The 12,827-nt window shown below is 69.8% G+C and carries 10 protein-coding genes and 1 pseudogene; 1 reads left to right on the top strand and 10 read right to left on the bottom strand.

Translation table 11 applies throughout. The features are described from left to right. Positions 1-48: 48 nt before the first annotated feature. On the bottom strand, positions 49-540 hold the full coding sequence (locus tag RR1_RS14335) for a DnaJ family domain-containing protein (RefSeq protein WP_010837575.1): 492 nt from the start codon (positions 538-540) through the stop codon (positions 49-51). Between the two features lie 33 nt (positions 541-573). Continuing rightward, entirely contained in the window at positions 574-1,212 is a 639-nt protein-coding gene (locus RR1_RS14330; RefSeq protein WP_010837576.1) for an SRPBCC domain-containing protein, read from the bottom strand. 157 nt (positions 1,213-1,369) lie between these two features. Here RR1_RS14330 and RR1_RS14325 point away from each other — a divergent pair, with 157 nt between their 5' ends. Beyond that, positions 1,370-1,834 carry a hypothetical protein gene (locus RR1_RS14325; RefSeq protein ID WP_197736988.1) on the top strand — a complete coding sequence of 155 codons (465 nt, stop codon included), beginning with the start codon at positions 1,370-1,372 and terminating at the stop codon, positions 1,832-1,834. An 82-nt stretch (positions 1,835-1,916) separates the two neighbouring features. Here the strand turns inward: RR1_RS14325 and gadC are convergent, their stop codons facing one another. The 8 genes and pseudogenes from gadC to RR1_RS14285 form a co-directional block, all read right to left on the bottom strand. Continuing rightward, positions 1,917-3,476: a glutamate/gamma-aminobutyrate antiporter GadC gene (gene gadC, locus RR1_RS14320; protein WP_010837578.1), complete on the bottom strand. Its 1,560-nt coding sequence runs from the start codon at positions 3,474-3,476 to the stop codon at positions 1,917-1,919. An 11-nt stretch (positions 3,477-3,487) separates the two neighbouring features. Continuing rightward, entirely contained in the window at positions 3,488-4,891 is a 1,404-nt protein-coding gene (gene gad / locus RR1_RS14315; RefSeq protein ID WP_010837579.1) for a glutamate decarboxylase, read from the bottom strand. An 88-nt stretch (positions 4,892-4,979) separates the two neighbouring features. Further along, positions 4,980-5,656: pseudogene (locus tag RR1_RS14310) on the bottom strand (response regulator). Beyond that, positions 5,653-8,196 carry an ATP-binding protein gene (locus RR1_RS14305; RefSeq protein ID WP_010837582.1) on the bottom strand — a complete coding sequence of 848 codons (2,544 nt, stop codon included), beginning with the start codon at positions 8,194-8,196 and terminating at the stop codon, positions 5,653-5,655. The pseudogene RR1_RS14310 and the gene RR1_RS14305 overlap by 4 nt, the downstream one beginning before the upstream one ends. A gap of 39 nt (positions 8,197-8,235) precedes the next feature. Continuing rightward, positions 8,236-8,865 (bottom strand): potassium-transporting ATPase subunit C, encoded by a 630-nt coding sequence (locus RR1_RS14300; RefSeq protein WP_010837583.1) that lies wholly within the window; start codon positions 8,863-8,865, stop codon positions 8,236-8,238. A gap of 5 nt (positions 8,866-8,870) precedes the next feature. Then, positions 8,871-10,997 (bottom strand): potassium-transporting ATPase subunit KdpB, encoded by a 2,127-nt coding sequence (gene kdpB, locus RR1_RS14295; protein ID WP_010837584.1) that lies wholly within the window; start codon positions 10,995-10,997, stop codon positions 8,871-8,873. Positions 10,998-11,011: 14 nt separating this feature from the next. Then, entirely contained in the window at positions 11,012-12,697 is a 1,686-nt protein-coding gene (gene kdpA, locus RR1_RS14290) for a potassium-transporting ATPase subunit KdpA (protein WP_010837585.1), read from the bottom strand. Between the two features lies 1 nt (position 12,698). Then, entirely contained in the window at positions 12,699-12,797 is a 99-nt protein-coding gene (locus RR1_RS14285; RefSeq protein ID WP_010837586.1) for a potassium-transporting ATPase subunit F, read from the bottom strand. Between the last annotated feature and the right edge of the window lie 30 nt (positions 12,798-12,827).

The raw sequence follows: 12,827 nt of genomic DNA, 5'->3' as shown, positions 1-12,827 counted from the left end.
ACCGGCATCGTCGTCACCGGCATCGTCGTCACCGGTTCGAGCGGCAGCCTACCGGCCGCGGAAGGGCCACCTCCGACGGCGAGGGCCGCGGTGCCGCCGCGTCCGCTGCACCGGACTGTCGGCCGCGAGGGCCCGCGCCGCGCTCTCCCTGCGTCCCTGGCGCCAGGTGGCGACGGTCTCCTCGATGTCGGCGAGCGGTACGGGAATGTGCGGTGTCGACGGCACGCGAAGGTGCTCGACGATCTCGCGGTTGAGCTCGGCCACGGCACTGCGCACGTCGGCTTCGCTGCGGCAGTCCCGGACCTCGTCGGCGATGCGTTCGACCCGGCGGCGCAGCCGTAGCGGTGTGGGCAGCATGGCATCGGTCGGCAGCTGCTCGCGTTCGGCGTAGCGCCGGATCCATTCGTACTCACCCGTGTCCGGTGGGATCGGCTTCCCCGTCCCGGGCAGGTCGTCGAAGTCACCGCGTTGCTGCGCGACCCGGATCTGCCGATCGACCCACGACTCGAAGGTGATGTCGGGAGGTTTGCGCTCCGTCACGACGTCCAGTGTGCCAGCAGCTCGCCGGCCGTGTCAGCGCTCGTCCTCGAGCGCGAGATACGCCGTGCGGGAGCGTTCGGCAGCGGCTTTCGCCTGCTTGTGCGGCGTTCCGGTGGCGATGTCCGCGGCCTCCCAGGCAGCAGCGGCGAGACCGACGAACTCGTGGCCGGCTTCGGAGAGGGTCCAGTCGAGGGTCTCGCGCGGATCCACCGGTTCCCCGGTCTCGAGGTAGTTCGCGAGGCCCAGGATCGTCAGATCCCAGCCGATGCCGAGGGCGCCGGGACCGTACTGTTCCCACATCTCGTCGGACGGCTCCGAATCGTGCTGGACGGTGAGCACGCTCCCGTCGCCGGCCGATGCGAACGAGACGTCGATGGAGCTGGACTCGGCGTCGTACTCCCACGTCGCCGTGAACTCGCGCTCCGGGTCGCACGTCGTGATCTGCCCGCCCGCATTGCCTTCGAGCTGATAGCGCCCGTACAACTGCAGGTCGCCGGAGACGGGGAGAAACCACGACCCGATCTCGTCTGCGCTCGTGCACGAACTCCACAGTCGCGAGACCGGCACCGCGAACGGGCGCGACAGGGTGATAGTGCGCCCGACGGTGGTCTCGGCCGGTGCGGTGCCGACGGATCTCGTCACGACATCGATCTCGGGTCGGCCGTCGATCATGGTGTTCCTCCCCGGTGGCTGCTCGCCCGGTGGCTGCTCGGCTCGTGTGCCAGTACAGCACGTACCGACGCGCCCTCGCGCCGGTTCCGGACAGGTCTTGACACGCCGACCACCGAAAGATCAGCCATGGATGATGGACGGATTCCTCCGTATCTACATGAACGATCAGTTGGCGCTCGGTGTCGCGTGGCGTGAGCTGGCCCGGCGAACGCGAGACCAGAACACCGGCACGGCTCTGGGTGAGGCACTCGACGAGGTCGCAACCGGTATCGCCGAGGATGTCGAGACGTTCCGTTCCGTGATGCGTGAGTTGAGCATCCGCGCCGATCCGCTCGAGCCCGCGTTGACGACCGTAGCCGAACGCATCGGACGATGGAAACCCCACGGCCGCTTGCGCGGCTATTCGCCGCTCAGCCGATTCGAGGAACTCGAATTCCTCGTGATGGGCCTCGAGACGAAGAAACAGTTGTGGACGACGATGCGCGATCTCGCCGGGCTCGGCGAACGCCTCTCGACCGCCGATTTCGACGAGTTGATCGAGCGCGCCGAACGGCAGCGGGAGCGAATCGAGCCGTTCCGAGTCGAAGCGGGCACCGAGGCCTTCCGCGGGAGCAGCCGATAGGGTGTAACTCCTCACCCGCGGGTGACAGGCTCGAAAGGCTCGATGTCGACGTTCGTGTGCCGGTACGGTCGGCGAGCCCGGCTCAGGGATTCACCAGAACGTTCTCGGCCGTTTCTCGCTCGCGCGCCGTACGCCGGTCCCACCCTCTCCGGCGAAGGGCGTAGAACACGAACGGCGGCGCGCCGAGAGCGACGACAACCGCGGCGACGACGAGCGGATACTGGACTCCCGGTAGTCCGGCGAAACCGTCCGGCCGGACGAACGCCATCACGAATGCCGCTGCGCACGAGACGAATCCCACTCCCGCGATCGCCGTCAACCACCTGACCCGATACGTCCGGACGACGTCCGGATGCGTACGCCGGAGCCGGATCGCCGCGGCGAACACCATCAGGTACATCAGCAGATACAGCGACGCCGCCATGTCGATCAACGCGACGAACGCAGTCTCGACGTCGGGGACGACGACGAACAGGAGCGCGAGCACGGTGACGACGCACCCCTGGACGACGAGGATGCCGACCTGCACTCCGGCCTTGTTGCGGCGCTGCAGGAGCGGCGGCAGCATCCCTGCCCGCGCCGCCGCGAGCAGTCCCCGCGACGGCCCGGCGATCCAGGTGACGACCGACGCGAACGCCCCGAGCGCGATGAGCATCGACATCGGAGCGACGAGCCAGTGGATGTTCCAGTGCTCGAAGAAGGACTCGAAGGCGAGATTGATACCCGTCGTGACGCCGAGGCGATCACCAGGGACCGCAACGGCGATCGCGATGGTCGGGAGCACGAACACCAGCAGGATCAAGCCCGTCGCCACGGCGATGGCCTTCGGGAAGCCGCGTCCGGGGTCACGCATGTCGTTTGCGTGCACGGCGTTGACTTCCATTCCCGCATAGGCGAGAACGTTCGACACCACCAGGACGATCGCCGAGAAGCCGGTCCACGGCGGAACCACACCGGACCATTCGAGCGGAACCTGCGACGGCTCACCGGACCCGAGCCACAGCGCGCCGAGGACGATGAGCAGCACTGCGGGGAAGATCGTCCCCAGCCAGCCGGTCCAACTGCCGACCTTCGCGAACAACGATCCGCCACGCAGCGCGATCAGGGTCGAACCCCAGTACAGCACCAGGATCACCGCCGCCGTGTACAGGCCGTTGTCCGCGAGCGGGCTCTTCCCCAGGACGAACGCGAAGCTCGCCCCGATGAACGCGATCTGCATCGGGTACCAGACGACGTTCTGGATCCATTGCAGCCAGATCGCCGTGAATCCCCACAACGTGCCGAATGCTTCACGCACCCAGGTGAACACGCCACCCTTCCACCCGGTCGCGAGCTCCGCGGCGACGAGTGCGGTAGGTATCAGGAAGAGCACCGCGGGCACGATGTAGAGGGTCACCGATCCGAGCCCGTAGCCGGCGATCGCGGGCAGCGAGCGCAGCGACGCGACCGTCACGACCGTCAGTATCGCGAGCTGCGTGACCGTCATGAACGTGCGGGCGCCGACCGCGGGGGCACCGATCGCGGGACCGCTGTGCCCCGTGACCGTCCCGAAGGGATGCGGTGGAACGTCCGACGCCGTCGGGGCTTCGGTGCCGTCGGGCCGCAACACCACCGCGGGCTCGGGTTCGCGCCGTCCGTCCATCGCGTTCGCCGTCAGTGATGGAAGCCGGGATGCCGGTGTTCGGTGGGCATCGATGCCGGAAGCGCGTCGAGCCACCGCACCTCGGTCTCGATGTCGGCGACCAGTGACGTCGCGAGATCACGGCTGAGCCCGTTGCGCACGACGATGCGCTGCACGGTCACGTCGGTGAGGTCGTCGGGCATCGGGTATGCCGGGACGAGCCAGCCGCGCGTGCGGAGCCGCTCGGACAGGTCGTAGAGGCTCCAGTTCTCGGTGTGCCCCGGCCGCAGCCGCCACGCGAACACGGGAATGTCGGTGCCGTGATTCCACAACTCGAACGCGCCGATCCGGTCGATCTCGCCCGCGAGGTACTGCGCGACGTCGAGCGAGGTGCGTTGCACGCGGCGATATCCCGCGAAGCCGAGCCGCAGGAACATGTAGTACTGGAGCAGCACCTGCGCGCCGGGACGGGAGAAGTTGAGCGCGAAGGTCGGCATCGTGCCGCCGAGGTAGCTGACCTCAAAGACGAGATCGTCGGGCAGCGCGTCCCGATCGCGCCACACCACCCATCCGAGTCCCGGATAGACGAGCCCGTACTTGTGCCCGGACGTGTTGATCGACGCGACGCGGTCGAGGCGGAAGTCCCACGCGACGTCCGGCTGGCAGAACGGCGCGATCATCGCACCGGACGCGCCGTCGACGTGGATCGGGACGTCGAGGCCGGTGCGCCGCTCGACGTCGTCGAGGGCGCGGGCGATCTCGGCGACCGGCTCGTACATTCCGGTGTAGGTGACACCCATGATCGCGACGACGCCGATCGTGTTCTCGTCGACGTACCCGGCCAGGCCGTGGCCGTCGAGCGTCCGGTGTTCCTCGGTGATCGGGACGTACCGCGGCTCGACGTCCCAGTAGTTGCAGAACTTCTCCCAGCACACCTGCACCGCGCTCGACATCACGAGATTGGGCTTCTCGGTGGACTTTCCGGCGACGCGACGGGCGTGTTGCCAGCGGCGCTTGAGGGCGAGGCCGCCGAGCATGCACGCCTCGGACGATCCGATCGTGGAGGTGCCGATCGTGGCGTCCGGATCGGGTGCGTTCCACAACCGCGCGAGCATCGCCCAGCACCGCGCCTCGATCGCCGCCGTCTGCGGGTACTCGTCCTTGTCGATCATGTTCTTGTCGGCGGCCCGCAGATACAGCTTGTCGGCTTCCTCGTCCATCCACGTGCCGACGAACGTCGCGAGGTTGAGCCGGGCGTTGCCGTCGAGCATCGCTTCGTCGTGGACGATCTGATACGCCGTCTCGGGCAGCGACTCGTCGTCCGGCAGGACGAACCGCGGGAGTTCGGTCGCCTCACCCGGCCGCGCGAACACCGGATTGACGGCCACCGACTCGGCGGTCTCCGCTCCGCGCCGCCGGCCGTGTGTCTTCCGCATGGCGCGCCACCTTCCCTCCGGACCGTGTCGTCTCGACGCTAGGAGCACCGGGTGCCGAGTCGCAGGGTTTCCGGGAATGTGACAGTCGCTATTCGACGAAGCGATAGCCCATCCCTGCCTCGGTGACGAGATGGCGCGGTGCGGACGGTTCGGGCTCGAGCTTGCGGCGGAGCTGTGCGAGATACACGCGCAGATAGTGGGTCTCCTGCTCGTACGCGGGCCCCCACACCTCGCGCAGGAGCTCGCGGCGGCCGACGAGCTTGCCGCGGTTGCGGACGAGCATCTCGAGCAGCGCCCACTCGGTGGGGGTGAGGTGCACGGGCGCGCCGTCGCGCGTGACGGTGCGTGCGGCGAGGTCGACGGTGAACGCATCGGTGACGACGGCGGGCTGCTCCTCCGGCATCGCGGCCGACCGGCGGACCGCGGCGCGCAGCCGGGCGAGGAACTCGTCCATCCCGAACGGTTTCGTCACGTGTCGTCTGCGCCGGCGTCGAGGGCGCCGACCTTGTCGGCCGAGTCGGTGCGCGCCGAGAGCACGATGACGGGAACCGAGAGCCAGCCGCGGATTCCGGCGAGCACGTCGACGCCGTCGAGGTCGGGCAGCCCCAGATCGAGGACGACGACGTCGGGCCGCGTCTCGGCGGCCGCGCGGAGCGCCCCCGCCCCGGTGGTCGCCGTGACGACCTCGTACCCACGTGCCGCGAGGTTGATGCGCAGTGCGCGGACGATCTGTGGTTCGTCGTCGACGACGAGGACTCTGGTCATCGGCCCTGTTCCTGTCTCTGCTCGTGCTCGTGCGGCTGCGCGGCGGGCAGGTCGACGGCCATCGTGGTTCCGCCGCCGGGTGTCGGGGTCGCGGACACCGTCCCGCCCATCGCCTCGACGAAACCACGGACGACCGACAGGCCCAGTCCGACACCGGAACTCGTGTCGCGGTCGCCGCGCCGCTGGAACGGCTCGAAGACGGCGTCCGCGTGGCCGGCCGGCAGGCCCGGGCCGCTGTCGGCGACGGTGAGCAGCGCACGCTCCCCGAGCGTCGCGGCGCTGACCCGTACCTCGCTCCCACCGCCGTGACGCAGTGCGTTGTCGACGAGGTTCGCGACGGCGCGCTCGAGCAGCCCTGGATCGGCGTACGCCGTCGCGGCGCCCACGTCGACGTGGACACGCGAGGGTCCGGCACGACCGTATCCGGCTGTGGTGCGGTCTATTCCGGCGAGCGCGCGGTGCACGACCTCGTCCAGGTACACCGTCCGCGGCGCGGGTTCGAGCGCACCCGCCGCGAGCCGCGACGAATCGAGCAGGTTCGCGACGAGGTCGGTGAGGGCGTCGGCCGATTCCTCGATCGTCGCGAGCAGTTCGGCGGTGTCCTCGGGAGAGAAGTCGACGTCGTCGCTGCGCAGGCTCGACACGGCTGCCTTGACGGCGGCGAGCGGGGTCCGCAGATCGTGGCCGACGGCCGAGAGCAGCGCGCGGCGCAGGCGATCCCCTTCCACGAGCGCGCGTCCCTCGCGCGCCTGCCGGGCCATCTCGTCGCGCTCGACGAGCGCGACCGCGTGATGCGCGACCGCCGCGAGCACGCGCCGGTCGCGCCCGGTGAGTTCGGGCCCGCGCAGCAGCAGCGAGTACGTGCCACCCGCCGTCCCCGCGGACGCATCGACCTCGGTGATCGTGTCGGCGGCCGAGGCATCGGTCGGCGGGTCCTCCCCTGCGGTCCCCAGCACGCCGCGGGCGGGCGAGACGACCGCGACCTCACGCTGCCCGTACGTCTCGCGCAGCCGTTCGAGCAGCGCCGGGAGGTCGGCGCCGTACAGCACGGCGGCGGCGAAGGTGCCGAGAAGTTCGGCCTCGCGGGTCGCCGCCCGCGCCGTGCGTTCGCGGGTCGCCGCGAGATCCACGAGCGCCGCGACGGCGACCGCGACGAGCAGCAGCGCGACGATCGTCACGACGTTGGCCGGATCGGAGATCGTCAGCGAGTGCACGGGCTCGGTGAACAGGTAGTTGAGCATCACGCCCGACACGAGCGCCGACAGCGCCGCGGGCACGACACCGCCGAGCAGGGCGACCGCGAGCACGACGAGCACGAACAACGCGCTCTCGCCGACGAGCCCGATCGTGTCGTCGACGAGGTACATCAGCGCCGAGGCCGCGGCCGGCACCGCGACCGCGGCACACCACGCGAGCACTCCCCTGGTCCCGGGCCGTGGCCGCGGCCACCGGGCGCGTGAGCGCGCGTCGTGCGTGACGGTGTGGACGTCGATCGTCCCCGAGCCGCGCACCACGGCGGCGCCGATGCCCTCGTCGATCAGCCGCGCCCACCGCGAGCGTCGCGACGTCCCGACGACGAGCTGCGTCGCGTTGACCGACCGTGCGAAGTCCAGCAGCGCGCGTGGCACGTCGTCGCCGACGACGGTGTGCACGCTCGCGCCGACGTCCGCCGCGAGAGTGCGCATCGCCGCGAGGGAGTTCTCGTCGGCGCCCGCCAGACCGTCGCCGCGCACGACGTGGACGACCAGCAGTTCGGCGCCCGAACGCGACGCGATGCGGCGTGAGCGGCGGATGAGCACACCCGTCTCCTCGCCGCCGGTGACGGCCACGACCACCCGCTCGCGGGTCTCCCACGTCGCGGTGATCCGGTTGTCCGCGCGGTACTTCGCGAGTGCCGCGTCCACCTGGTCCGCCGTCCACAACAGCGCCAGCTCGCGCAGCGCCGTGAGATTGCCGGTGCGGAAGTAGTTGCTCAGCGCCGCATCGACCTTCGACGCCGCGTAGACGTCGCCCTCCGTCAGCCGGGCACGCAGCGCCTCGGGCGTGAGGTCGACGAGTTCGACCTGCGTCGCGGCCCGCACGACGGCGTCGGGAACTGTCTCGCGCTGCACGACACCCGTGATGCGGGCGACGACGTCGGCGAGCGATTCGAGATGCTGGATGTTGACGGTCGTGAAGACGTCGATCCCCGCGTCGAGGATCTCTTCGACGTCCTGCCACCGCTTGCCGTTGCGGGATCCGGGCGCGTTGGTGTGAGCGAACTCGTCGACGAGTACGAGATCGGGATCGCGGGCTGTCACTGCCTCGACGTCGAGTTCGGCGAAGGTGATGCCGCGATGGACGAACTCGATCGGCGGCAGCGCGTCGAGCCCACGGGCACGCTCGGCGGTGCGCGCGCGGCCGTGGGTCTCGACGACGCCCGTCACGACGTCGCACCCCAGCGCTCGCAGTCGCTGGGCCTCGTCGAGCATCGCGTACGTCTTGCCGACGCCCGGTGCCGCGCCGAGATACACCCGCAGCCGGCCACGCTTGTTCGTCACGGGTTCATCATCCTCGCCGCGCTCGCCTCGTGTCCGCCGTCACGAACCGCAGTCCGGTGCCGCCGCGCCGAGGGCGACGTTCAGCTCCGGGACGCTCACCCGCTCGGCGCCGAGGAAACCCCACTGCGGCGGTGCGGTGTACTGCGCGACGAGGCCGCGGACATCGTCCTCGGTGCGGCCCGTCTCGCGGGCGACGCGCGGCACCTGCAGTGCGGCGTACGCGGGCGAGATGTGCGGATCGAGGCCCGATCCCGAGCCGGTGACGGCATCGGCGGGCACCTCGGCAGGCGTCACTCCCTCGCGTTCGGCGATCTGCGTGCGACGCTGCGCGACGAACGCGGCGAGCACTTCGCTGCTGGGTCCCTGATTCGTCGGCAACCCCGCGGCGGGATCGCCGGGCGTGCCCGGATCACCGTCGGCCACCGATCCCACGACACGGGTGTGGAAGTACGGGTCCGGCTCTCCCGCTGCGGGCTGCGGATCGACGCCGAGCAGCGACGAGCCGACGACGCACCCGGACGAGTCACGCAAGGCCGACCCTTCCGCGGAGTGGGTGTCGATTCGCGAGAGTGCCCACACCGCAGCGGGATACACGAATCCGAGCAGCGCGACGGCGGCAACGAGCACGACCACCGCCACCCGCATCTGACGAAGTGCTCCGAGAATCATCGTCCTCACCCCAGTCCCGGGATCGCCGAGACGATCACGTCGATCAGTTTGATGCCGGCGAACGGCACGACGACACCGCCGAGACCGTAGATCAGCAGATTGCGGCGCAGCATCGCCGACGACGACGCCGCAGTGAACCGCACGCCGCGCAGGGCGAGGGGAACCAAGGCGACGATCACGAGGGCGTTGAACACCACCGCCGAGACGATCGCCGTCGTCGGGCTGTGCAAGCCCATGATGTTCAGCTTGTCGAGTTGCGGATACGCGACCGCGAACAGCGCGGGCAGGATCGCGAAGTACTTCGCCAGGTCGTTGGCGAGCGAGAAGGTCGTGAGCGCACCGCGCGTGACGAGCAACTGCTTTCCGATCGCGACGATGTCGATGAGCTTCGTCGGGTCCGAGTCGAGGTCGACCATGTTGCCGGCTTCCTTCGCCGCGGACGTCCCGGTGTTCATCGCGACGCCGACGTCGGCCTGCGCGAGCGCGGGGGCGTCGTTCGTTCCGTCGCCCGTCATCGCGACGAGCCGGCCGCGAGCCTGCTCGTCCCGGATGCGAGCGAGTTTGTCCTCGGGGGTCGCCTCCGCCATGAACTCGTCGACCCCTGCCTGCTGCGCGATCGCTGCGGCGGTCCGCGGATTGTCTCCCGTGATCATGACGGTGCGGATTCCGAGAGTGCGCAACTGCGCGAACCTTTCGGCGATACCCGGTTTGACGACGTCCGACAGCGCGATGGTGCCGAGTACTCGTGCCCTGCCGTTCGCCACGACGGCGACGACGAGCGGCGTGCCACCCGCGGAGGCGATCTCGGTGACGTCCGCCTCGACACCTTCCTCGACGGTGCCGCCGTGCTCGCGCACCCACGCGAAGACGGCGTCCGCCGCGCCCTTGCGGATCGCGGCACCACCGGCCGTGTCGACTCCGCTCATCCGCGTCTGCGCCGTGAACGCGACGTACTCGCCGTCCCGCTCCTCGGTCGCCCCGTCCCGTCCGTCCGGCCCGGCCCCGCCGCCGTGCTCCGCAGCGACGAGCTCGACGACGCTGCGGCCCTCGGGCGTTCCGTCGGCGAGGCTCGACGCGTGTGCCGCCGCCGCGAGTTCGGCGACGTCGACACCGGGCGCGGGCAGCAGCCGAGTCGCCTGCCGATTGCCGTAGGTGATGGTGCCGGTCTTGTCGAGCAGCAGCGTGTCGATGTCCCCCGCCGCCTCGACGGCGCGGCCCGAGGTCGCGAGCACGTTCCGCTGGACGAGCCGGTCCATGCCGGCGATCCCGATCGCCGACAGCAGCGCGCCGATCGTCGTGGGGATCAGGCACACGAGCAACGCGATGAGCTGGACGGGATCGAGGTCGGCGCCGGCATACGCCGCCATCGGTCCGAGCGCGAGGACGGCGAGGAGCAGAATGATCGTGAGCGCCGAGAGCAGAATGTCGAGCGCGATCTCGTTGGGCGTCTTCTTGCGTGCCGCACCCTCGACGAGCGTGATCATGCGGTCGACGAAGGTCTGCCCCGGGGCCGTCGTGATCTCGACGACGATGCGGTCGGACAGCACCGTCGTCCCGCCGGTGACGGCGCTGCGGTCACCGCCGGATTCGCGGACCACGGGGGCGGATTCGCCGGTGATCGCCGATTCGTCGACCGTCGCGATTCCCTCCACGACGTCGCCGTCGCCGGGTACGACCTGGCCGGCGGTCACGACGACGTGGTCGCCCACCTGCAGCGACGTGCTGGGCAACGACGTGATCTCGCCGTTCGCCTCCATCCGGTGGGCTGTCGTGTCCTGCTTGACCTTTCGAAGGCTGTCGGCCTGCGCTCTGCCGCGCCCTTCGGCGACGGCTTCGGCCAGGGACGCGAACAGCAGCGTCAGCCACAACCACGCGGTGACCACGACGCCCGAGACCGTCGGATCGAGTGCCGTCAGCACCGTCGAGGCGACGGTGCCCACGAGCACGACGAACATGACGGGATTGCGCGCCTGCTGCCGTGGCGTGAGCTTGCGGACGGCATCCGGCAGCGATCCGGCGAGGCTGCGGAGATCGAACGCGCCTTTGCCCGCGAGCTCCCTCTTCTCCGCTCGACGATCATCGGGTGGTGTGGGGTCGGCCACGCCCTGCTGCGCGCCGAGTGCCGACGTCATTTCTGTACCCCTGTTCATTGCAGTGCCTCTGCGAGTGGTCCCAGCGCCAGCGCGGGGAAGAAGGTGAGTGCCGACACGAGCGCGACGGTGCCCGTCACGAGTCCCGTGAACAGCGGTCCGGTGGTGACGATCGCGCCGGGCGACGGTTCCGACCGGCGCTGCCGAGCGAACGCGCCTGCGAGGGCGAGAACGAGCACGATCGGGAGGAATCGGCCGAGCAGCATCGCGACGCCGAGCGAGCCCTGGAACCAGTCGGACGTCACGGTGAGACCGCCGAACGCGCTGCCGTTGTTGTTCGCGGCGGAGGTGTAGGCATAGAGGATTTCGCTGAAACCGTGTGCTGCCGAAGGACTCCCCGGGTCGCCGCTGTTGCCGAGTGCGCCGAGCGTCGCCGGCAGGATCGCGGTGATCGCCGCACCCGCCAGCACGAGGGCGGGCATCACGAGGATCACCGACGCCGCGAGCGTCACCTCGCGACGACCGATGCGTCTGCCGAGGAACTCGGGCGTGCGGCCGACGAGCAGGCCGCCGACGAAGACGGCGACGATCGCGAGGACGAGCAGCGTGTACAGGCCGCTTCCGACGCCACCCGGCGCGATCTCGCCGAACAACATGTTCAGCAGCAGGACCCCGCCTCCCGCCGCCGAGTAGCTGTCGTGCGCGGAGTTCACGGCGCCCGTCGACGTGCCCGTCGTGCTCACCGCGTAGAGCACCGACGCCGGGATCCCGAAGCGGACTTCCTTGCCCTCCGACATGGCTCCCGCAGCCTGCGCGGCAGCACCGGCCGTGCGCGATTCGGCCCACGTGGCGAGTGCGAGCATCGCCGCCCACAGAATCGTCATCACGGCGAGCAAGGTCAGGCCCTGCCGCCGGTTCCCGATCATCGTCCCGAAGGTCCGGGTGAGAGCGACCGGAATCAGCAGCATCGCCACGATCTGAGCGATATTGCTCAGCGGCGTCGGATTCTCGAACGGGTGCGCCGAGTTCGCGGCGAAGACCCCGCCGCCGTTCGTCCCCAGCATCTTGATCGCCTCCTGCGAGGCGGCGGGCGCGAGGGCCACGTGCTGTGCGGCACCGTCGATGCCGGTCGCCGCGAACCCGGACGACAGCGACTGCACCACCCCCTGGGTGAGCAGCAGCGCCGCGAACAGGAACGCCAGCGGGAACAACACGTACACGGTCGCGCGGGTGAGGTCGACCCAGAAGTTGCCGATGCCCGATCCCGTCGTGACACGGGCGATCGCCCGGGTCAGTGCGATCGCGACGGAGATGCCGACCGCGGCGGACAGAAAGTTCTGGACAGCGAGGCCGACCGGCTGGACGAGATTGCTCATCGTCGTCTCCGGCACGTACGACTGCCAGTTGGTGTTCGTCACGAACGAGATCGCGGTGTTGAACGCGACCGCGGGCGAGACGGCTCCGAGATCGCCGCCGAGCGGCAGCACCCCCTGCAGTCGCTGCAACCCGTAGAGAGACAGGACGGAGACGAACGAGAACGCGAGCAGGGCGCCGGCGTAGGTCACCCAACCCTGATCACCGTGCGCGTCGATGCGGCACATCCGGTAGAAGGCACCCTCGCCGCGGCGCGGGTGTTCGCGGGTGAACAACCGTGCCATCGCGTCGCCGAGCGGCACGTACGCCGCAGCGAGCACTGCGACGACGAACGCGATCTGAGCGATCGCGAGAACACTGGGCGGCATGTCAGAACCTCTCCGGATCGAACAGCGCCGACAGGAGGTATCCGAGGACGGCGAGCGCGACGATCACGAGAACGACGCTCGTCACCACAGCCGCGGTCATCGGTGGTCCTCCTCTCGGGCCTCGCGCGCG

This window comes from Rhodococcus rhodnii NBRC 100604, assembly GCF_001894925.1.
Classification (GTDB): domain Bacteria; phylum Actinomycetota; class Actinomycetes; order Mycobacteriales; family Mycobacteriaceae; genus Rhodococcus_F; species Rhodococcus_F rhodnii.
Note: the sequence above shows the minus strand (reverse complement) of the source record. Positions and strands in the feature narration are given on the sequence as shown.

Coding starts and splice junctions, on each gene's coding strand:
- RR1_RS14330 (WP_010837576.1), bottom strand. CDS start 1,212: ATGATCGACGGCCGACCCGAGATCGATGTCGTGACGAGATCCGTCGGC.
- RR1_RS14325 (WP_197736988.1), top strand. CDS start 1,370: ATGAACGATCAGTTGGCGCTCGGTGTCGCGTGGCGTGAGCTGGCCCGG.
- gadC (WP_010837578.1), bottom strand. CDS start 3,476: ATGGACGGACGGCGCGAACCCGAGCCCGCGGTGGTGTTGCGGCCCGAC.
- gad (WP_010837579.1), bottom strand. CDS start 4,891: ATGCGGAAGACACACGGCCGGCGGCGCGGAGCGGAGACCGCCGAGTCG.
- RR1_RS14300 (WP_010837583.1), bottom strand. CDS start 8,865: ATGATTCTCGGAGCACTTCGTCAGATGCGGGTGGCGGTGGTCGTGCTC.
- kdpB (WP_010837584.1), bottom strand. CDS start 10,997: ATGACGTCGGCACTCGGCGCGCAGCAGGGCGTGGCCGACCCCACACCA.
- kdpA (WP_010837585.1), bottom strand. CDS start 12,697: ATGCCGCCCAGTGTTCTCGCGATCGCTCAGATCGCGTTCGTCGTCGCA.
- RR1_RS14285 (WP_010837586.1), bottom strand. CDS start 12,797: ATGACCGCGGCTGTGGTGACGAGCGTCGTTCTCGTGATCGTCGCGCTC.